Origin of the sequence: Vibrio sp. 1-2 (7-a), assembly GCF_013048515.1 — a bacterium.
Classification (GTDB): domain Bacteria; phylum Pseudomonadota; class Gammaproteobacteria; order Enterobacterales; family Vibrionaceae; genus Vibrio; species Vibrio diabolicus.
This window is the reverse complement of record NZ_VHSQ01000006.1, coordinates 50,384-70,848: the sequence shown is the minus strand read 5'-3', so window position 1 is coordinate 70,848 and position 20,465 is coordinate 50,384. Positions and strand designations below refer to the sequence as shown.

19 protein-coding genes are annotated in these 20,465 nt (G+C 45.3%); 15 read left to right on the top strand and 4 right to left on the bottom strand.

Going from position 1 to position 20,465, the window contains the following annotated elements:
- Positions 1-263 precede the first annotated feature (263 nt).
- Positions 264-1,331, bottom strand: a complete 1,068-nt coding sequence (locus FKN08_RS16150; RefSeq protein WP_065645095.1) for a succinylglutamate desuccinylase/aspartoacylase family protein — start codon at positions 1,329-1,331, stop codon at positions 264-266.
- 329 nt (positions 1,332-1,660) lie between these two features.
- Here FKN08_RS16150 and FKN08_RS16145 point away from each other — a divergent pair, with 329 nt between their 5' ends.
- The gene (locus FKN08_RS16145; protein WP_047010162.1) at positions 1,661-2,200 is read left to right on the top strand and encodes a DUF3332 domain-containing protein; all 540 of its coding nucleotides are present in this window, start codon (positions 1,661-1,663) and stop codon (positions 2,198-2,200) included.
- 62 nt (positions 2,201-2,262) lie between these two features.
- Here the strand turns inward: FKN08_RS16145 and FKN08_RS16140 are convergent, their stop codons facing one another.
- A complete protein-coding gene (locus tag FKN08_RS16140; RefSeq protein ID WP_047010161.1) occupies positions 2,263-3,735 on the bottom strand; it encodes an aminoacyl-histidine dipeptidase in 1,473 nt (490 codons plus the stop codon).
- A gap of 1,024 nt (positions 3,736-4,759) precedes the next feature.
- Here FKN08_RS16140 and FKN08_RS16135 point away from each other — a divergent pair.
- The 14 genes from FKN08_RS16135 (at position 4,760) to pgpA (ending at position 17,636) form a co-directional block, all read left to right on the top strand.
- Positions 4,760-6,049: an NCS2 family permease gene (locus FKN08_RS16135; RefSeq protein ID WP_054867890.1), complete on the top strand. Its 1,290-nt coding sequence runs from the start codon at positions 4,760-4,762 to the stop codon at positions 6,047-6,049.
- A 264-nt stretch (positions 6,050-6,313) separates the two neighbouring features.
- Positions 6,314-6,778: an oxytetracycline resistance phosphoribosyltransferase domain-containing protein Tet(34) gene (gene tet(34) / locus FKN08_RS16130; RefSeq protein ID WP_005391418.1), complete on the top strand. Its 465-nt coding sequence runs from the start codon at positions 6,314-6,316 to the stop codon at positions 6,776-6,778.
- 91 nt (positions 6,779-6,869) lie between these two features.
- Positions 6,870-8,117: an esterase FrsA gene (frsA, locus tag FKN08_RS16125; protein WP_005391416.1), complete on the top strand. Its 1,248-nt coding sequence runs from the start codon at positions 6,870-6,872 to the stop codon at positions 8,115-8,117.
- A gap of 115 nt (positions 8,118-8,232) precedes the next feature.
- Positions 8,233-8,622, top strand: a complete 390-nt coding sequence (gene crl, locus FKN08_RS16120) for a sigma factor-binding protein Crl (RefSeq protein ID WP_005391414.1) — start codon at positions 8,233-8,235, stop codon at positions 8,620-8,622.
- Positions 8,623-8,743: 121 nt separating this feature from the next.
- Positions 8,744-9,883 carry a glutamate 5-kinase gene (gene proB / locus FKN08_RS16115; protein ID WP_005391413.1) on the top strand — a complete coding sequence of 380 codons (1,140 nt, stop codon included), beginning with the start codon at positions 8,744-8,746 and terminating at the stop codon, positions 9,881-9,883.
- A gap of 17 nt (positions 9,884-9,900) precedes the next feature.
- A complete protein-coding gene (locus FKN08_RS16110; protein WP_170892527.1) occupies positions 9,901-11,151 on the top strand; it encodes a glutamate-5-semialdehyde dehydrogenase in 1,251 nt (416 codons plus the stop codon).
- 206 nt (positions 11,152-11,357) lie between these two features.
- On the top strand, positions 11,358-11,807 hold the full coding sequence (nrdR, locus tag FKN08_RS16105) for a transcriptional regulator NrdR (protein WP_005381578.1): 450 nt from the start codon (positions 11,358-11,360) through the stop codon (positions 11,805-11,807).
- 7 nt (positions 11,808-11,814) lie between these two features.
- Positions 11,815-12,942: a bifunctional diaminohydroxyphosphoribosylaminopyrimidine deaminase/5-amino-6-(5-phosphoribosylamino)uracil reductase RibD gene (gene ribD, locus FKN08_RS16100; protein ID WP_170892526.1), complete on the top strand. Its 1,128-nt coding sequence runs from the start codon at positions 11,815-11,817 to the stop codon at positions 12,940-12,942.
- 8 nt (positions 12,943-12,950) lie between these two features.
- Positions 12,951-13,604 carry a riboflavin synthase gene (locus tag FKN08_RS16095; protein WP_053811835.1) on the top strand — a complete coding sequence of 218 codons (654 nt, stop codon included), beginning with the start codon at positions 12,951-12,953 and terminating at the stop codon, positions 13,602-13,604.
- Between the two features lie 173 nt (positions 13,605-13,777).
- Positions 13,778-14,887, top strand: coding sequence for a bifunctional 3,4-dihydroxy-2-butanone-4-phosphate synthase/GTP cyclohydrolase II (ribBA, locus tag FKN08_RS16090; protein ID WP_005381573.1), 1,110 nt, complete (start codon positions 13,778-13,780; stop codon positions 14,885-14,887).
- 169 nt (positions 14,888-15,056) lie between these two features.
- On the top strand, positions 15,057-15,527 hold the full coding sequence (ribE, locus tag FKN08_RS16085; protein WP_005381572.1) for a 6,7-dimethyl-8-ribityllumazine synthase: 471 nt from the start codon (positions 15,057-15,059) through the stop codon (positions 15,525-15,527).
- Positions 15,527-15,994: a transcription antitermination factor NusB gene (nusB, locus tag FKN08_RS16080; RefSeq protein WP_005381571.1), complete on the top strand. Its 468-nt coding sequence runs from the start codon at positions 15,527-15,529 to the stop codon at positions 15,992-15,994. The genes ribE and nusB overlap by 1 nt, the downstream gene beginning before the upstream one ends.
- 78 nt (positions 15,995-16,072) lie before the next feature.
- A complete protein-coding gene (gene thiL / locus FKN08_RS16075) occupies positions 16,073-17,038 on the top strand; it encodes a thiamine-phosphate kinase (protein ID WP_170892525.1) in 966 nt (321 codons plus the stop codon).
- A 91-nt stretch (positions 17,039-17,129) separates the two neighbouring features.
- Entirely contained in the window at positions 17,130-17,636 is a 507-nt protein-coding gene (gene pgpA, locus FKN08_RS16070; protein ID WP_046874310.1) for a phosphatidylglycerophosphatase A, read from the top strand.
- A 46-nt stretch (positions 17,637-17,682) separates the two neighbouring features.
- Here pgpA and dxs read toward each other — a convergent pair whose 3' ends face one another.
- On the bottom strand, positions 17,683-19,548 hold the full coding sequence (gene dxs / locus FKN08_RS16065; RefSeq protein ID WP_048626092.1) for a 1-deoxy-D-xylulose-5-phosphate synthase: 1,866 nt from the start codon (positions 19,546-19,548) through the stop codon (positions 17,683-17,685).
- Between the two features lie 20 nt (positions 19,549-19,568).
- A complete protein-coding gene (gene ispA / locus FKN08_RS16060) occupies positions 19,569-20,453 on the bottom strand; it encodes a (2E,6E)-farnesyl diphosphate synthase (RefSeq protein WP_005391389.1) in 885 nt (294 codons plus the stop codon).
- Positions 20,454-20,465: the final 12 nt, after the last annotated feature.

Genomic DNA, 20,465 nt, shown 5'->3' with positions numbered 1-20,465 from the left:
ATTGATGATTTATAGTGTTTTTATGAAGCTCGGATTATAAGAACATTATTACGATTAATAAATGATAATGAGATTAATTATCAAATGTGTTTTTGCGATGGCTTGTAAAGTTTTTTATCCATTCGTGGAAACTACGATGAGTATCGTTAGCTTACAGAAAACAAAAAGCCCAGCATCATGGACGCTGAGCTTATTGGCTTTAAACAAGATGGTGCGAGCACTGTTGCTCCTTTCGAGCTAATCAAGTGCGTACTTGGTAGGAATTACTGAGTTTCTAACGGGATCTGTCCGGTAGTCAGTGGCTCGACATCGAACTCGGTCAGTCCTTCAATGTAACTTTCAACGGCTTGTTCTACCGAATCATCACCTTGGTTGAAGTAAGCAAGGTGGAAAATTGCATCGCCTTCGTTCACCAATGGTAATGTTTGTTGACCGATAACCAAACCACGCTTCGGGGCTTTTAGTTCTATCTCATCATGACCAAGAGGAGAGCTAATATAAGCGAGCGTTTCACCTTGTTCTACTTTGTCTCCCAGATTAACGACAGTACGCAAAATGCCGTTACCTGACGCGCGAACCCAGCTGGTGGACTTCGCTATGATAGGCTCAGGCAGCTTTTTCCTGCTCGCACGCAACATACCAATGGCTTGCATTACGCGCCGAACCCCGAGTACACCAGCGCTGATCGAAAGTGGATCAAAGCGCAATGCTTCGCCAGCCTCGTAGGTGAGCACGGGGATATCACATTTTTCTGCTTCACTGCGTAAAGAGCCATCACGCAATGCTGAATCAACAATTACTGGCGTAGCAAACGCCTGAGCAATACGCAGAGTTTCTGGGTTGCTTAAGTTTGCGCGAATCTGTGGCAGGTTCGTGCGGTGAATGGCTCCGGTGTGCAGATCCAAGATGTAGTCACAACGCTTGGCAATGTTGTTAAAGAACCCGTGTGCCATTCGAGATGCAAGCGCGCCTTTTTCACTGCCAGGAAAGCAACGGTTGAGATCTCGTCGGTCGGGCAAGTAACGAGATTTATGGATGAAACCAAAAACGTTAACGATAGGTACTGCAATGACAGTGCCTTTCAGTTTTTGTGGATCCAGTTGGTTAATGATCTGACGAACGATTTCTACGCCATTAAGCTCATCACCATGGATAGCAGCATTCACCATTAACACTGGTCCTTCTTGTTTCCCATGGATGATTTCCACAGGAATAGATAAAGGCGAATGTGTATATAGCTTCGCTGCTTCAAATTCGATCTCTAATCGTTGCCCTGGTTGTATTTGATGTCCTAAGAGCTCAAACACTTTGCTTTTTTTACTTCTGGCCATAAACCATCTCTGTCAAATGCGTTATCAGCAATGTAACAATTGCTGCAAAATCGCACTAATCATTCTCATTAAGGACACGACAAATTACTTTAATCGTCATGCGCGAAACCTCAACATGTGTGAAGTTTTTGTTTTCAATATGATCTTTTCTATCAGTTTAATACATAACGAGAGGTACAGAAGGAAGAGCAATCATAGGCTTAAAAAATGTGACTGTATTAAAAATAATACTGATAATGAAGGACAAAAAAACGGACTTTTAACCCTACTTTTTATCCGATAATATCCGCGCCGAATTTGAGGTCTAACATTTCTAACTAGAGGTTTTGATGAAAAAGGCAATTGCTAAAATTGGTGCATTGACTGCTGTAGCAGTTTCACTTTCAGGTTGCGTTGGCAGTAATGCCGTGACAGGTTATGTCATGGGGTTTAACTTGAAAGCTGTAGATAACCGTTACGCTCGAGGTGGTCTAAACATGCTTTTAGCACCTGTTTATGGTGTCGCAATCGCAGCGGACTACATCGTGTTTAACTCTCTAGAGTTTTGGACGGGTAAGAACCCTTTAAATGGTAAGCCACATATCTTCGATACAAAGATGGATACTTACATCGATGTAAACCACCAGTTAGATAAATCGTTAACGACGGCGCCAATTGCACCGTTAGCGAATAACCGTGTTATTGAGCAGGGTCGAATGCAGCAAATCGATGAGAATACTGTTCAAATGGATATTACTTACAATAACGGCGAGAAGGCGACACTCATGGGTGTGCGTGATGGTGAGTTTGTCACTTACTACATTGATGGCGAAGTCGTTGCACAAACCTCAATGGATGAGCTAGCTGCTTATACGCAAAATCGCGTGTAATTTGGTCCAGCCAAACAAAAAAGGGTGCCGTAAAGCACCCTTTGTCGTTTTTCGTGGTTGAATTACGCTTTCTCTGGAATTGCCTCTAGAAGCGCTACCATTTGGTCCCAGTACAGCTGAACGGTATCAATCTTCACTTTCTCATCTGGTGAGTGAGGGAATTTAATTGTTGGACCGAAAGACACCATATCCATGTGTGGGTATGGTTCTTTAAACAGGCCACACTCAAGACCAGCATGGATGACCATGATGTTCGGCTTATGACCGTAAATGCCTTCATACATATCACGGAAAATTGCCATGATCTCGGAATCTGCATCTGGCTTCCAGCCAGGGTAAGCTCCTGAGAACTGAATTTGTGCGCCTGCTAATTCAGCAATTGAACGTAGCATACTCTCAACTTGGCTGCGGCCAGAGTCAATCAAAGAGCGAATCAGACACAGAACTGTCACCTTGTTTTCTTCAGTAGTGATCACGCCAACGTTCAGTGACGTTTCGACCACACCTTCAATTTCGTCGCTCATGCGCATGACGCCATTTTGGCATGCGTTAAGTGCGGCAATGAAGCGTTGCTGATCGGCGATTGAAAATACTTGCGCGTCAGTAGCGAGCAATTCATTAAAGGTTACGATACCTGTTTCGATTTTACCCAGTTCAGTTTTAAGCAGCTCAGTGTAGTGGTTGAACAGCTCAGCAAGCTTGTCTTGGTTTTCAGCAGGAAGCGCGACAGTGACAAACGCTTCGCGAGGGATTGCATTACGTAAGCTACCACCACGGAATTCTACCAAACGTAAATCAAGCTCTTGCGCATGACCCGCGAGGAAACGACCAAGTAATTTGTTGGCATTGCCGCGACCTGTGTGAATGTCACAACCTGAGTGACCACCTTTTAGGCCTTTCAGCGTCAGTTGGCGTGTTACGAAACCTGCAGGTGTTGTTTCTCGAGAAATATCGAAAGTCATGGTGCCATCAACACCACCGGCGCAACCCATGTAGACTTCGCCTTCTTGTTCAGAGTCTGTGTTTAGAAGGATCTCACCTTCTAACCAACCAGCCTCAAGACCAAATGCGCCAGTCATGCCTGCTTCTTCATCAATCGTAAGCAGAACTTCGAGTGGACCGTGCTTAATGTCTTTAGATGCCAATACAGCAAGGCAAGAAGCCATACCAATCCCGTTATCTGCACCAAGCGTCGTGCCTTTCGCCGTTACCCATTCGCCATCGATGTAAGGTTGGATTGGATCTTTGGTGAAGTCGTGTTCGGTGTCTTCGTTTTTCTGCGGCACCATGTCGATGTGTGCTTGAAGTACAACAGCCTTCTTATTTTCCATTCCAGGTGTCGCGGGCTTTTTGATGAACACGTTACCGGTTGGATCACGGCGAACGTCAAAGCCTTGCTCTGTTGCCCAGTTGATAATGTACTGTGCTAATGCTTCTTCATGTTTAGATGGGTGAGGGATAGAACAAATCTTATCGAAAAACTGCCAAAGTGGAGCAGGTGATAAGGTACTGATCTCAGAATGGAACTCAGACACGGAGGACTCCTTTTGATGTGCTTTGCCAAATATATACCGTAAAAATATTGTCAAAATAGCATTAAATGCTAGACGATTTGGCTTCAAATTGCCGTTTAGCATACCACCAGATAAGGAGTACGAGTAGTCGCGTGCACAAGGATTTCTCTCAGAACTGTCACAGTTTGTGAACACAATAACAGGCACTATGTGTTCTTTATCATACATTCTGAAAGTGGCTTTATTTTTTAATTCACAAAACTGTAATTTAATTACACTTAAACTTTGATGAAGGTCAATTTATACATTTTTTGTGATTTCAATCACTAAAATGCTTGTAATTAAATTTCTTGGTGGTATATTTGTAACCAGCTTCTGAGAGAAGAATGAAATGCTCAAAGGATGAGTCCGTTTTATCGCCTCCAAGGAACTGAGAAATCAACGAATGTTTAATTGATTTAAAAGGTGATAGTTATGAAAGGTTTACCAAGTACAATGTTCTGGAATAGCAAGTCTGTTTACACCGGCAACTTTGTATACCCAACAAGCTTTGGCTACTAAGTGAAGTCAACGCATGTGACTCGAACAGTTTGTTCACCCCTATAAATTGGAATTTTTTTTCAGTGATAGTGCTGACATGATTCGCCGCCACCCAAATTGGGTGGCGTTTTTTTATCTCCACTTTCTCTTTCTGACACATTTTCTGCCATCAAGGCTGGATTCTATTCTCCGTTCTTCAGTTTTATCGATTTTCCCGTCAAATCCACCTAGATATGACGCTTAAAACGCCCAGTTTCTATTTGAAAGTTTAGTACATTGTTCAGTTTTTATTCTGTTGTTGGGTTCTGAGCGATAATTATTAATTGTTGTTTTACAAGAATATATTTCCTGTTTTGCTTTTAAAAATTAGCGAATGGGTTTCATATCCAAAGAAAAAAATCGCATTAGAGTGAAGATTCTATCTAGAATTTGCTATTTGATAACTTTATAATTCCCGCCAATCGATTACGCAACCGTTTACTTTTTACCTTTACAGGATTCGATCATGCTCGAGAGGCTTTTTAAGCTCAGTGACAATGGCACAAATGTGCGCACTGAGATCATTGCAGGTGTTACCACCTTCCTAACTATGGCTTACATTATTTTTGTAAACCCAGCGATCCTGTCGGATACCGGTATGGACCGTGGTGCCATTTTTGTTGCAACTTGTCTTGCGGCCGCTATCGGCTGTTTCATCATGGGATTTGTTGCCAACTACCCAATTGCACAAGCACCAGGAATGGGGCTGAACGCATTTTTCACTTACTCTGTTGTGTTGGGAATGGGCTATACGTGGCAAGTTGCGTTAGCGGCGGTGTTTGTTTCAGGCCTGCTGTTTATTCTTTTGAGTATATTTAAGATCCGTGAGTGGATTATTAACTCGATCCCGCATTCTCTTCGAACTGGTATTTCAGCCGGTATCGGTCTTTTCTTAGCATTTATCGCATTAAAAAATGCAGGCATCGTCGTTGATAACCCTGCGACATTAGTTTCTATGGGAGACATCACATCATTGCCATCTGTATTGGCTGCAATTGGTTTCTTCCTTACTATCGCGCTTGTTCACCGTGGTGTGAAAGGTGCGGTGATGATCGCCATTCTTGGTGTTACAGCGCTTGGCCTTCTATTTGGTGATGTGCAGTGGAGCGGCATTATGTCAACGCCACCAAGCATTGCACCCACTTTCATGCAACTGGATTTCTCTGGTTTGTTTGAAGTGGGCATGATTTCCGTTGTGTTCGCTTTCCTATTTGTCGATTTGTTTGATACCGCAGGTACGCTAGTTGGTGTTTCTCAAAAAGCAGGCCTCACGGATGAGAATGGCAACATCCCGCGTCTAAACAAAGCGTTACTTGCAGACTCAACGGCAACGTCAGTAGGCGCATTACTTGGTACCTCAAACACCACATCTTACATTGAGAGTGTTTCTGGTGTGGCGGCTGGTGGTCGTACTGGTCTAACAGCAGTGGTTGTTGGTGTGCTCTTCCTACTTGCTCTGTTGTTCTCACCACTAGCAGGAATGATCCCAGCTTACGCAACATCGGGCGCTCTGTTCTATGTCGCGATTTTGATGCTGTCTGGACTGGTAAGCATTGATTGGCGTGACCTAACGGAAGCATCACCAGTTGTTGTGACTTGTTTGGTGATGCCATTAACGTTCTCGATTGCAGAGGGTATTACGTTAGGCTTTATCGCGTACGCGGCGATCAAATTATTCAGCGGCAAGGGCCGTGAAGTGTCGATGAGTGTGTGGGTGATGTCTGCCATCTTCATCGTCAAATACCTCGTCGGTTAATTTCTCGAGCAAAAAGCCAGTGTGGATTTATTCACGCTGGCTTTTTCTTTTTTCACGTTGTTCACTTCAGACGGTTTTTCTGCGGAATAGGCAGAGAATTTTGATATCACCGTTGGTATTAGCGGTGTGTTTCGGTAGAATAATCGTTTGCGCAGCTTGAAATCCTCATCTCCATACGTTTTGGAGAGGTCAGTGAGCATTCCGCTTTTGAGTGAGTTCGCTAGATTTTGAGGATGCATATTTTCAAATTATTAGGTTATTACAATGAGTAAAAAATTCATTATCACTTGGGATGCAATGCAGACTTACTGCCGTGAACTGGCTGAAAAACAAATGCCAGCTGAGCAATGGAAAGGGATTTGGGCGGTAAGCCGCGGTGGTTTGGTTCCTGGCGCTATCTTGGCTCGTGAACTGGGTATTCGTTACGTTGATACAATCTGTATTTCAAGCTACGACCATGATCATCAGCGCGATATGACAGTACTAAAAGCACCTGAAGGCGATGGTGAAGGTTACCTAATCGTTGAAGACCTAGTAGACAGTGGTGATACGGCGCGCAAACTACGTGAGATGTATCCAAAAGCGAAGATGATCGCTGTGTGTGCAAAACCTTCAGGCAAAGCGTTGCTAGATGATTATGTGGTAGATATCGCGCAAGACACTTGGATTGAACAACCTTGGGATATGTCAATCCAGTACGCTGAGCCTGTAAACCGCAAGCAAAAATAAACTCTATTAAAGAATATTGAGAAATGCCCCTGTATAGGGGCATTTTTTTTATTATCATAACAACTCATGCTAATAGCCTAAGGTTCTTCCTATGTCTGAAGACGTCAGTAAAAATCTTTCCGAAACTTTGTTCGTGAAACATAAGCAAGCGAAAGAAACCTCTGCGCTTACCCAGTACATGCCGACCAGTCAAAAAATACTTGATGAGCGAGAGGCGCAGGGTGATCGTGCTTGGTATCGTCATTTGCGCCGCTTGCAATGGGCTTGGCAAGGGTTGTCTCCGATAGAGATGGAAGGTGTGCTTTCTAAAATCGCTTCTTCTTCCCACTCTCGAACCAATGATGATTGGTTAGACACCGTAATGGGATACCACAACGGCAACTGGACATTTGAGTGGATTAAGCTCGGCATGGAGCATCAGAAGCGTTCAAATGAAATGCAAGGTGAGGAGGCCGCCGATGAACTCTTCACTGCATCTCTATGTTTTAGTATCGCAGGCTACCCACATCTGAAGAATGATAATTTGGCCTTGCAGGCTCAAGTGCTGGCAAACAAAGCGTACTCTGACGGCGCAGAGAAGACCAAGTACACCATCAAGCAAATTGAAGTGCCTTACCAAAATCGCAAAATCATCGCGAACCTTCATTTGCCAAGAACCGACAAACAACTGCCTGTGGTGATGGTGAGCGCTGGTCTCGATACGTTACAAACCGACATGTGGCGTTTGTTCCGCAATCATCTTGCACCACGAGATATTGCGATGTTGACGGTTGACATGCCTTCGGTAGGGCACAGTTCTCACTGGCCTTTGACTGAGAACTCAAGCTGTCTGCACCAAGCGGTACTAAATGAGCTGTATTCATTGCCTTGGGTGGATCATCACAAAGTGGGGTTAGTTGGATTTCGTTTTGGTGGTAATGCCATGATCCGACTCTCTTTTGTTGAGCAAGAGAAGATCAAAGCTTGTGTAGCCCTCGGCGCACCCGTACATGATATTTTTACTTCCCCTGAGAAGCTGCAAAAAATGCCGAAGATGTATCTGGATCTGTTGGCTTCTCGCTTAGGGAAAAGCGCGGTTGATATTAATAGCATGGCGGGCCAGATGATGGCCTGGTCATTGAAGGTTCAGGGCTTCTTGAGCAGTAGAAAAACCAAAGTACCTATTTTAGCTTTGAGCCTTGAAGGCGATCCTGTGTCTCCGCACAGTGATAACCAACTCGTCGCGCTGTTTAGCCAGTATGGCAGAGCGAAAAAAATCAGTTCCAAAACGATTACAAAAGGATATGAGCAATCCCTCGATTTAGCCATAAAGTGGCTAGAAGATGAATTATTAGGGTGACAATTCTCCTAAATTAGTTAAGAGTGATATATCTGAGCAAAAAATAAGCTCATGATAATTAAAAATAATAATCATTCTTGGGTGTTTACTTTTAACTATGAAAACGGAGATTCATATGTCAGAGACGACTCAGGGCCCGACTCACTTTCGCTTGATGTCAAAGTTGAAGGCGATAGGGCCTTACCTGCGCGAACCACAATCGCAAGAAGGGCGCTATTATTTTGATTGTCTATCTGTTTGTGTAGACGACAAAAAATCGCCTGAGAAGCGTGAATTTTGGGGCTGGTGGATGGATTTAGAATCCATCGAAGGAGGCTTTACTGCCAAATATCATATCGGCAAGTACAACAAAGAAGGGCAATGGGTATCTGAAGCCCTGCCTAAAAAAGCGGTAGAGGAAGTGTATCTGACGCAGAGCACATTCCATCAAAAGCTGGTTGATACTTTAGAAGAACACTTCAAATTAGAAGTCGAATATCACACGGAGTCTTTCGATTTCGCTTAATTTGGTTGTTTTCATTTAATACCAAACAAAAAGGTGCGAAAACGCACCTTTTCTCTTGTTAATTCCCTCTTTGATTGTTAAAACATCCTCTCTTTATTTGTTTTTCACTTCAGAAGACATCATGACAACGAATCAACAAAATGCAGTTGTTTCACAACCACAAACTGTCGTTGTGAAACTGGGTACAAGTGTGCTGACAGGCGGCACTCTGGCACTCGACCGTGCTCACATGGTTGAGTTAGCGCGCCAGTGTGCTGAGCTTAAAAAACAAGGCCATTCAGTGGTAATGGTTTCGTCTGGTGCTATTGCAGCAGGCCGTGAGCATCTTGGTTACCCCGCATTGCCCAACGAGATGGCGAGTAAACAATTACTTGCGGCGGTGGGGCAAAGTCGCTTGATTCAAACATGGGAGTCTTTGTTTGGTATTTACGGTATCAAGATCGGCCAAATGCTACTAACTCGTGCTGATTTAGAAGATCGCGAGCGATTCCTAAACGCACGTGACACCATCAATGCGCTCGTTGCGAACGATATTATTCCTATCGTAAACGAAAATGATGCCGTTGCGACCAGTGAGATTAAAGTGGGCGATAACGACAACCTTTCCGCTTTGGTGGGCATTTTGTGTGGCGCAGATAAGCTCTTGCTTTTAACTGACCAAAAAGGTCTGTTTACTGCTGACCCTCGTAAAGACCCGAACGCAGAGCTGATCAAGGAAGTAAAAACCATCGACGATACGCTGCGTAAAATCGCAGGAGGAAGTGGTACAACATTGGGTACAGGCGGTATGGCAACGAAGCTGCAAGCCGCAGACATCGCTCGCCGCGCTGGTATCGAGGTTATTATTGCTGCCGGTAGTGCACCGAATGTTATCTTTGACTCTTTGAGTGCAGAGCCACAAGGCACACGCTTCCTACCTTGCGCTGAAGCTTTAGAAAACCGTAAACGCTGGATTCTGGCGGGACCTGCGGCATCGGGCGACATCATTATTGATGACGGTGCGGTAAATGCTGTGGTCGGTAAGGGCAGTAGCCTACTTGCTAAAGGGGTAATCAAAGTAAGTGGTGACTTTGCACGAGGCGAAGTGGCGCGTGTAACAAATTCTCACGGTAAGTTGGTGGCTCGTGGCATCAGCGCCTACTCAAGTGATGACCTAACTAAAATTACTGGTAAGCACAGTAAAGATATCATCTCTATTTTGGGGCATGATTATGGCTCTGAGGTGATTCATCGCGATGATTTGGTCGTCATTCAGGAATAGAATTAGAGGGAAGCAAAGTGGATTTAACGAATATGGGTAAAGCTGCTAAAGATGCAGCTTTCGAATTAGCGACAGCGTCAACTGCGCAAAAGAACCAAGCTTTAGCGATCATTGCTGATGAGCTAGAAGCAAACTCCGTTGCTATTTTGGCGGCAAACGCTAAAGACATCGAACTTGGCCGTGAAGCGGGTTTAACCGATGCACTGCTTGATCGCCTTTTGCTGAATGAAGAACGATTGACTGCAATTGCTAATGATGTTCGCAACGTCATTAGCTTGAACGATCCTGTAGGCAGCGAAATCGACAGTAAGGTACTGGAAAATGGGATGTCATTGTCTCGTCGCCGCGTACCACTGGGTGTTGTGGGCGTAATTTATGAAGCGCGTCCTAACGTGACTATTGATATTGCGGCGCTGTGCTTGAAAACCGGCAACGCAAGCATTTTGCGTGGCGGCAAAGAGACATTTTTCTCGAATATGGAATTAGTGAAGGTTATTCAGTCTGCGCTAGCAAAGGCGAACCTTCCTGCCGCTTCGGTTCAGTACATTGAAAAGCCAGATCGTGAGCTAGTCTCTCAACTGCTTAAACTGGACGATTACGTCGACATGATCATTCCACGCGGTGGTGCTGGCCTACACAAAATGTGTAAAGAAAACAGCACGATTCCGGTGATTATTGGTGGCTTTGGTATCAGCCATATCTTTGTCGACGAATCCGCTGATCTAGAGAAATCCCTGAATGTGGTTGAGAACTCTAAAGTTCAACGTCCATCTGCGTGTAACTCACTAGATACGCTGCTCGTGCATGAAAAAATTGCAGCACAGTTTCTGCCAATGATCGTTGAGCGTATGGACGAAAAAGTGACGTTCGTGGCAGAGCCAAAAGCAAAAGAACTCATGGAGCAAGCGAAACAAGTTCGCGATGCTGTTGAAGGTGACTTTGATACGGAATGGTTGAGCTACACCCTTGGTGTAAAAGTCGTGTCTGATGTGAAAGATGCAATTGATCATATGCGTGCTCATAACGCGAGCCACTCAGATGCGATCATGACCAATAGTTTGGAAAACTCAGAACTGTTCATCAATTCTGTCGGTTCGGCGGCGGTTTATGTGAATGCTTCAACGCGCTTTACAGACGGTGCGCAATTTGGCCTTGGCGCAGAAGTCGCAGTATCCACGCAAAAGCTACATGCCCGTGGTCCAATGGGCTTAGAAGAGCTAACTAGCTACAAGTGGGTTGGTAAAGCGAATTACTTAGCACGCAGTTAACACATTCAACGAGATCTTGAGTGAAAAAGGGGCCTTTGGGCCCCTTTTTGTTTTGTCTAACATACCAATTCCGCTACACTACATGAGCTTTTATTTCGGTTTGAAAGCGTTATACCCAAATAGCTTTAATAGAGTCCGTATAACCATGAACGCGTGGTTAGCCGTGATTGCTCATGAGGTTATTTGGGTATAGATATGGAGGTGATATGCATTGTCCTTTTTGTTCCGAGAACGATACCAAAGTTATTGATTCCCGCTTAGTGGCTGATGGCCATCAAGTTCGACGTCGCCGTCAGTGCTTGGCGTGTAGCGAGCGTTTCACTACGTTTGAAAGCGCGGAGTTAGTGATGCCTAAAGTGATCAAATCGAATGGTAACCGTGAACCATTTGATGAAGATAAAATGGTTGGCGGTATTCAACGCGCTTTAGAGAAACGCCCAGTGAGTGCTGATTCTATAGAGTTAGCGATCAGTATGATCAAATCACAACTGCGTGCGACGGGTGAGCGAGAGGTTCCGAGTGAAATGATTGGTAATTTAGTCATGGACCAACTCAAAGAGCTCGACAAGGTCGCTTATATCCGTTTCGCCTCAGTTTACCGCAGCTTTGAAGACATTCGCGAGTTTGGCGAAGAGATTGCCCGCCTAGAAGACTGAGTAGCTCATGACTCAACACACTCCTGAAAGAGCGTTTTCTGATTTAGATTTCGCCATGATGTCACGAGCTATTAAGTTAGCGAGACGTGGCATTTATACCACCGCACCAAATCCAAATGTGGGGTGCGTCATCGTTCGTGATGAAGAAATTGTTGGTGAGGGCTATCACCATCGCGCTGGTGAGCCGCATGCCGAAGTGCACGCGATGCGCATGGCGGGTGAAAAAGCAGTTGGTGCAACCGCTTATGTGACGCTCGAACCCTGCTCTCATTACGGCCGTACACCGCCATGTGCTGAAGGGCTAATCAAAGCCAAAGTGGCACGTGTAGTTTGCGCCATGGTAGACCCAAACCCTAAAGTTGCGGGGCGGGGTATCCAGATGTTGCGTGATGCCGGAATTGAAGTACAAATCGGCTTGTTAGAGCAAGATGCCCTTGCCCTTAACCCTGGTTTTATAAAGTACATGCGTACAGGCATGCCGTTTGTTCAATTAAAAATGGCAGCCAGTTTGGATGGGCAAAGCGCACTCAGCAATGGGCAGAGCCAATGGATCACCTCCCCAGCGGCCCGCCAAGATGTGCAGCGTTATCGAGCGATGAGTGGTGGTATTCTCTCTACCAGCAAAACGGTGATTGATGATAATGCGTCACTCAATGTGCGTTGGGATGACTTACCTACCAGTGTTCAAGCGCAGTATTTACGAGAAGAACTTCGTCAACCAGTACGTGTAATCTTAGACCGTCAGAACCATTTAACGGATGCGCTCAAGCTGTTCCACACCGATGGAGAGCGAGTTATTGTTAGCCCAGATGGAGACTGTATCCCTCTATTGGACAACGCTGACCAAATTGACTTATCAACAACATTAAAGCGTATCTCGGATGAGCACCACATCAATCACTTATGGGTTGAAGCTGGAGCTACGCTAGCTAGTGCGATGATAAAGGCTAATCTTGTAGATGAGCTCATTGTTTACCTTGCGCCAAAACTCATGGGCAGCGATGGTCGGGGGCTTATCGGTGCTTTAGGATTAAGCGCTATGGCTGACGTTATTGATTTAAACGTTACAGACGTTCGTATGGTCGGGGTAGACATTCGTATCACCGCCACCATCAAACGTAAAGAACTTAGATAAGAAATAGTATGTTTACAGGAATAGTAGAAGCAGTTGGCAAGTTAGCTGCGATTACGCCGAAGGGTGAAGACATCACCGTCACGGTTGAAACTGGTACGCTTGATATGTCAGACGTTAAGTTAGGCGATAGCATTGCGACCAATGGTGTTTGCTTAACGGTAGTTGACTTCGGAAGCCACTATTACAGTGCTGATCTGTCATTAGAAACCTTGAAGAAAACTGGGTTTGCTGAATACCAAGTGGGCGATAAGGTGAATCTAGAAAAAGCCATGTTACCAACAACGCGATTGGGTGGACATATCGTTTCAGGTCATGTCGATGGAGTTGGTGAAATTGTCGAACGCAATTTAGTTGGCCGCGCGATAGAGTTTTGGGTTGCAATGCCTGCGGAAATTAGCAAGTACGTCGCAGAGAAAGGCTCGATTACCGTTGATGGTATTAGCCTAACTGTCAACGACTTACGTAAAAATGCTTTTAAGCTGACGATCGTTCCTCATACGAGTGAAGAAACTACGATTGACCAGTTTCAAGTGGGACGTAAAGTAAACTTAGAAGTTGATGTACTTGCTCGTTATATGGAGCGTTTACTGCAAGGGCAACAAGAAGATAAGGCCGAGTCTCGTATCACGATGGACTTTTTACAGCAAAACGGTTTTGCATAAGTCTTCGGAGTGGTTGCGTGAGGCATGCGATAAAGAGCAGACTCACAGAACACCGCGAGATTCATTGACTTGCTTGGTGCAAAGCTCAAACTATTGACCTAATTAGCATTCACTGCAACATGATTTTTCATTGCTGTCGCAATAACAAATTTAGAATAACGGGATAACAGACTATGCCAATTAGTACGCCACAAGAAATTATTGATGATATTCGCGCAGGCAAAATGGTCATCCTAATGGATGATGAAGACCGCGAGAATGAAGGTGACTTGATCATGGCTGCCGAGCATATTACGCCGGAAGCCATCAACTTTATGGCAACCTATGGCCGTGGCCTGATTTGTTTAACCATGACCAAAGATCGTTGCGAAAGCCTAGGTCTGCCACCAATGGTGCAAGACAATAATGCGCAATACACAACCAACTTTACTGTTTCGATTGAGGCGGCAGAAGGGGTAACGACGGGTATTTCAGCCGCGGATCGCGCACGTACGGTTCAAGCGGCAGTCGCGCCAAACGCCAAAGCTGCGGATTTGGTGCAGCCTGGTCATATCTTCCCGCTCGCGGCCCAAGATGGCGGCGTACTGACTCGCGCTGGTCACACTGAAGCTGGCTGTGATTTGGCTCGCCTTGCTGGTTTAGAGCCTGCATCGGTGATTGTTGAGATCTTAAATGACGACGGCACCATGGCTCGTCGCCCTGATCTAGAGATCTTTGCAGAGAAGCACGGTATTAAATTGGGCACTATTGCCGACCTAATTGAGTACCGCAATAACACTGAGACAACGATTGAACGTGTGGCAGAGTGCAAGTTACCGACAGAGTTTGGCGAGTTCACGTTAGTCACGTACAAGGACACCATTGATAACCAAGTGCACTACGCAATGTGCAAGGGCGATTTGAAAGAAAAAGCGCCACTGGTTCGCGTACATCTTCAAGACGTTTTTACCGACTTACTACGTAGCGATCGTAATGCAGAGCGCAGCTGGACATTAGATAAGGCAATGAAACGCATTGGTGAAGAAGGCGGTGTGCTGGTTGTTCTTGGCCATGAAGAATCGACCGATCTACTTATTCATCGTGTGAAGATGTTTGAAGCGCAAGACAAAGGTGAAGCACCAACGCTTGCTAAGAAACAGGGCACGTCTCGCCGTGTCGGTGTGGGCTCACAGATTCTTGCGGATCTCGGTGTACATGATATGCGCCTTCTGTCATCGACCAACAAAAAGTACCACGCATTAGGTGGTTTTGGTCTGAACGTGGTTGAGTACGTCTGCGAGTAACAACCGAACAATAAGTTCCTAGTCTTTTACGCACTCAACTCGTCAATGGCTAGGAACCGGTGATTTGCCTCCAATTTCCATTAGATATTGCTCACAAATTTGTGCTAGAATCCGGCGATTCTCACTTGATGAACATATTTCACTTATAAATAGAGTTAAAGGAAAGCTTATGAAAGTGATCGAGGGTGGCTTCCCAGCGCCAAATGCAAAAATTGCTATCGTTATTTCTCGTTTCAACAGTTTTATTAACGAAAGCCTACTTTCTGGTGCGATCGATACACTAAAGCGTCACGGACAAGTAAGCGAAGACAACATCACGGTTGTGCGTTGTCCAGGTGCCGTAGAACTACCTCTAGTAGCTCAGCGTGTTGCTAAAACTGGCAAATTCGACGCTATTGTTTCTCTAGGGTCTGTTATTCGCGGTGGAACGCCTCACTTTGACTATGTTTGTAGTGAAATGAACAAAGGTCTAGCACAAGTGTCTATGGAATTCAGCATTCCAGTAGCATTTGGTGTTTTGACTGTTGATACGATCGATCAAGCGATTGAACGCGCAGGAACCAAGGCTGGTAATAAAGGTGCAGAGGCTGCACTAAGCGCACTTGAAATGATTAATGTACTATCTGAAATTGATTCCTAATGGGGGCCAGTGTGAAACCAGCCGCACGTCGTAACGCACGTCAATTCGCTCTACAGGCGATCTACTCATGGCAAATTACTAAAGAGAATGTTGCCAAGATTGAAGAACAGTTTTTGTCTGGCGACAAATACGATGAAGAAGAACTTCATGCATCTGAGCCAGCGCTTGCTGCTCCAGAAACAGACGTAGCTTACTTCCGTGAACTACTAAGCGGTGTTGTACTTAGCCACGCTGAGCTAGATAGCAAAATTCGTCCATACATCTCTCGTCCTATGCAGGATTTAGATATGATGGAACTTGCTCTTCTTCGCCTTGCTATGTACGAGATGACTCGTCGCGAAGATGTTCCTTACAAAGTTGTTATCAATGAAGCGATTGAACTTGCAAAAGTCTTCGCAGCAGAAGATAGCCACAAGTTTGTGAACGGTGTACTTGATAAAGCAGCACCTCACATTCGTAAGAAATAACGATTTCTTCAATGAAAAGGTCAGCACATGCTGACCTTTTTTGTATCAAAAGCTTTTACATCAAAAAGTAAGTGAATTATGTCTGGTGAATTTAATCTGATAGACAAGTACTTCGTCGGTCGTCAGAGCCAACGCAAAGATGTCCATCTAGCAGCTGGTGATGATTGTGCTTTGGTCAAAGCGCCAGTTAATGTTCAGATTGCGATTAGCACGGATACATTGGTAGCTGGAACGCATTTCTTAGCCGACGCGAACCCAGCATGGGTCGCACACAAAGCATTGGCTTCTAACATCAGTGATTTGGCTGCGATGGGCGCAACGCCTGCGTGGGTGAGCTTTGCATTAACGATGCCCGAGCCAGATGAAGAATGGCTGGCTCCTTTCTGTGATGCATTTTTCGAACTGGCTGATTACTATGGTATCCAGTTAATAGGCGGTGACACCACCAAAGGGCCATTGTGTCTGACACTAACGGTGCAAGGTTTTGTACCTGAAGACAAAGCGCTCACGCGATCCGGCGCAAAGCCTGGGGATTGGGTGTACGTAACGGGAAACCTTGGCGATGCAAAAGCTGGCTTGGATGTGATTCTAGATGACTCTCTGCGCAGCAGAGTCGGCGCGGAAGCACTAGAGCGAGCTCATTACCTTAGTTCTCCGCGTGTGCTTGCTGGACAAGCTCTTGTTGGCTTAGCCTCGTCGGCGATAGATATTTCAGATGGTTTAATCTCTGATATTAAGCACATTTTACAGCGATCTCAGGTTGGGGTGAGTATTGATGTCTCTCAGCTACCGATCTCTTCAGAATTAGTCCAGTTTTTAGATGATAAGATCAGCGCGCAGCAGTATGCTTTAGCAAGTGGCGAAGAATACGAGTTGTGTTTTACCGTGCCGGAGCAAAATCGAGGCTCGTTACAAAGCGCTTTATCTCATACTGGCTGTAAGGTCACATGTATTGGTCAAATCCGACCAAATGGAACCTTCGAGCTGCATGATAACAATCAACCACTTGATTGGGACTTAAGTGGCTTCGACCACTTTAAATGATCTGAGCTAAGCTCTAGCCAAGAGCCTGTTACTATTGAGCCACTCACAGGCATGACGATTGAAACCAAACTAGCAGTATAGGTTTAAGGATATGACCAACCCTCTTTCTCTGATTTCATTAAAGAACCCGTGGCATCTATTGGCGACGGGTTTTGGCAGTGGATTATCCCCGTTTATTCCAGGAACAATGGGGACACTGGCGGCCGTGCCCTTCTTTTTGTTGTTGGCGCAATTGCCATTTACGGCGTATGTCATTGTTGTTCTGATTTCGTGTGTGATCGGCATTCAAATCTGCCAAGTGACGTCTGCAGACATGAAAGTACATGATCATGGTTCAATCGTATGGGATGAATTTGCGGGTTTTTGGATTACGATGGGTATCGTCCCTGCGTTAAATATTCCGTTGACCGAGTGGAAGTGGTTGCTCACTGGCTTCATCCTGTTCCGTTTTTTCGACATGGTAAAACCGTGGCCAATTGGGTGGCTAGATAAGCGAGTTCACGGTGGGCTGGGTATTATGGTTGATGATATCGTGGCGGGAATTATGGCCGGTGTTGCCCTGTTTCTAGTCGCAAAATACGCAGGCTGGATGAATTAAACGTTGGACATAAAAAAGGGATGCCATGAGCATCCCTTTTTAAATTCTATTTTGCTAAATAATCCAAGATGGATTGTTCAATCCCTTTTGCATCGAGACCAAGCTCTTCATGCAGTTCATCTTGTGTTCCCTGATGAATAAACTCATCTGGTAAACCTAGGTTCAACACAGGTTTAATGATTTTATCTTTCATCATGAACTCAACGACACCAGCACCTGCACCACCTGCGATAACATTTTCTTCTAACGTCACGAGCACATCATGATCTGCGGCTAATTGACGAATTAATGCTTCATCGAGCGGCTTCACAAAGCGCATATCAGCAACAGTGGCGTTAAGGTATTCTGCCGCTTCTAGCGCGTTACCCAAGAAAGTACCAAAGTTCAGAATAGCAACTTTTTCACCTTGGCGAACCATGCGTCCTTTACCGATTTCTAAAGCCGTAAACTCAGTTTCGATTTCTACGCCCATCCCGCTACCGCGAGGGTATCGAACCGCACTAGGGCCAGTATGTTTATGGCCAGTGTAAAGCATTTGTCGACATTCGTTTTCGTCACTTGGCGCCATGATCACCATGTTCGGAATACAGCGCATAAAGCTTAGATCGAATGCGCCTTGGTGAGTTTGGCCGTCTGCACCAACGAGACCTGCACGGTCGATAGCGAACATTACTGGTAAATCCATGATCGCGATATCGTGGATCAGTTGGTCATAACCACGTTGCAAGAAAGTCGAATAGATAGCTACGATTGGATGATCGCCAGCAATTGCCATACCTGTTGCAAGTGTCACAGCGTGTTGCTCAGCAATCGCCACGTCAAAGTATTGGTCTGGATATTCTTTTGAGAAACGTACCATACCAGAGCCTTCGCGCATTGCTGGCGTAATTGCCATTAGCTTAGGATCTTGGGCCGCCATGTCACATAAAAAGTCACCAAAGATCTTTGAGTAAGTTGGCTTACCGCCACTGCTTTTCGGTAGACAGTTATGCGTTGGATCGAATTTAGGAACACCATGGTAGCCGATAGGATCTTTCTCGGCAGGCTCATAACCTTTGCCTTTCTTGGTCATGATGTGTAGGAACTGAGGACCTTTGAGCTCACGCATGTTTTTTAGCGTTTTGACGAGTTCATTGACGTCGTGCCCATCAATCGGGCCAATGTAATTAAAGCCGAACTCTTCGAACAGAGTACCAGGCACTACCATGCCTTTGAGGTGTTCTTCCGTACGGCGAACCAACTCTTTAATAGGTGGAACACCAGACAACACTTTTTTACCGCCTTCACGGATAGAAGTGTACAAGCTGCCAGAAAGTACTTTCGCAAGGTGGTTATTCAGGGCGCCGACGTTTTCTGAAATCGACATTTCGTTGTCGTTCAGAATAACCAACATATCAGGATGAACGTCGCCAGCGTGGTTCATGGCTTCGAATGCCATGCCAGCTGTAATTGCGCCATCACCAATCACACTGACGATTTTACGACCTTTACCTTCTTTTTGTGCGCTGATGGCCATGCCAAGACCTGCACTAATCGATGTCGAAGAGTGACCGACAGATAAAGTGTCATATTCACTTTCTTCACGCCAAGGGAAAGGGTGTAGACCATCCTTTTGGCGAATTGTTGGCATTTTATCGCGACGTCCGGTGAGGATTTTATGCGGGTAAGCCTGATGACCAACATCCCAGATCAATTTGTCGATAGGGGTGTTGTATACATAATGCAGAGCGACAGTTAGCTCCACGGTGCCTAAGCCAGACGCTAAGTGTCCGCTAGATTGGCTCACTGAATTTAGCAGATACGTTCGCAGTTCATCACACAGATTTGGTAATGTTTCTTTCGGAAGGAGACGTAATTCTTCCGGTGTATTTGCTAACGCCAGTGTTGGGTACTTTGAAATATCAAGAGTCATATAAATGCGCGCTTATAGTGTTAATTTTTGCGCTCGATGACATATCGGGCGAACTCTTCGAGTAACTGAGTATTGTATGGGATAGCTTCCAATGCTTGAAGTGCTTCCTGTAACAGAGTGTGAGCTTTCTCTATGGCTCCCTCTAAACCCAGCAGGGAAGGATAAGTGCTCTTATTCAGACCTTGGTCGGAACCTTGAGGCTTACCCAGTGTTTCTGTGTCACTGATGATATCAAGAATATCGTCTTGAACCTGAAACGCCAAACCAATTGCTTTTGAGTAGCGCTCCAAGTGAGGTAGAACCTCGATACCTTTCTCACCAGCAGCTAATGCACCTAATTTTACCGCACAATCAATCAGAGCTCCGGTTTTTTTACGGTGTATCTCTTCCATTTCTTCAAGAGAAACTTGGCGATTTTCTGCGCCTAAATCTAAAGCTTGTCCAACACACATGCCGTTGGCGCCAGAAGAATGCGCCAACGCTTTGATCATATTGATGCGTTGAGTCTCGGCTGCCGGGTTTAATTGACCATCGGCAATAATGGTGAAGGCGAGAGTTTGTAGTGCATCACCTGTCAGTATTGCGGTTGCTTCATCAAACTTAATATGACAAGTTGGTTGACCTCGACGCAGTTCATCATCGTCCATGGCTGGCAGATCATCATGAATGAGTGAGTAGGCATGTATACATTCGATAGCAGCGGCAGGAGTGTCTAAGTCTTCAGGTTTACAGCCGAGCATTTGACCTGTGATGTAAACAAGAAAAGGGCGAACGCGTTTTCCACCTAGCAAAAGGCCGTATTTCATTGCTTGAATCAATGGCTGCTCTTGATATGGAAGCTGATCGAGCCACAAGTTCAATTGCTGATTGTTTCTTTGTTGAAAAGACGTCAATGTCTGTTGCATCACATTGCTCAC

Bases quoted from the DNA above. Each gene is read 5' to 3' on its own strand.
- ispA (WP_005391389.1), bottom strand. From the start codon at position 20,453: ATGCAACAGACATTGACGTCTTTTCAACAAAGAAACAATCAGCAATTG.
- crl (WP_005391414.1), top strand. From the start codon at position 8,233: ATGTCAGAGACGACTCAGGGCCCGACTCACTTTCGCTTGATGTCAAAG.
- thiL (WP_170892525.1), top strand. From the start codon at position 16,073: ATGTCTGGTGAATTTAATCTGATAGACAAGTACTTCGTCGGTCGTCAG.
- FKN08_RS16145 (WP_047010162.1), top strand. From the start codon at position 1,661: ATGAAAAAGGCAATTGCTAAAATTGGTGCATTGACTGCTGTAGCAGTT.
- nrdR (WP_005381578.1), top strand. From the start codon at position 11,358: ATGCATTGTCCTTTTTGTTCCGAGAACGATACCAAAGTTATTGATTCC.
- ribD (WP_170892526.1), top strand. From the start codon at position 11,815: ATGACTCAACACACTCCTGAAAGAGCGTTTTCTGATTTAGATTTCGCC.
- proB (WP_005391413.1), top strand. From the start codon at position 8,744: ATGACAACGAATCAACAAAATGCAGTTGTTTCACAACCACAAACTGTC.
- nusB (WP_005381571.1), top strand. From the start codon at position 15,527: ATGGGGGCCAGTGTGAAACCAGCCGCACGTCGTAACGCACGTCAATTC.
- dxs (WP_048626092.1), bottom strand. From the start codon at position 19,548: ATGACTCTTGATATTTCAAAGTACCCAACACTGGCGTTAGCAAATACA.
- ribE (WP_005381572.1), top strand. From the start codon at position 15,057: ATGAAAGTGATCGAGGGTGGCTTCCCAGCGCCAAATGCAAAAATTGCT.
- FKN08_RS16095 (WP_053811835.1), top strand. From the start codon at position 12,951: ATGTTTACAGGAATAGTAGAAGCAGTTGGCAAGTTAGCTGCGATTACG.
- ribBA (WP_005381573.1), top strand. From the start codon at position 13,778: ATGCCAATTAGTACGCCACAAGAAATTATTGATGATATTCGCGCAGGC.
- FKN08_RS16150 (WP_065645095.1), bottom strand. From the start codon at position 1,331: ATGGCCAGAAGTAAAAAAAGCAAAGTGTTTGAGCTCTTAGGACATCAA.
- FKN08_RS16135 (WP_054867890.1), top strand. From the start codon at position 4,760: ATGCTCGAGAGGCTTTTTAAGCTCAGTGACAATGGCACAAATGTGCGC.
- pgpA (WP_046874310.1), top strand. From the start codon at position 17,130: ATGACCAACCCTCTTTCTCTGATTTCATTAAAGAACCCGTGGCATCTA.
- frsA (WP_005391416.1), top strand. From the start codon at position 6,870: ATGTCTGAAGACGTCAGTAAAAATCTTTCCGAAACTTTGTTCGTGAAA.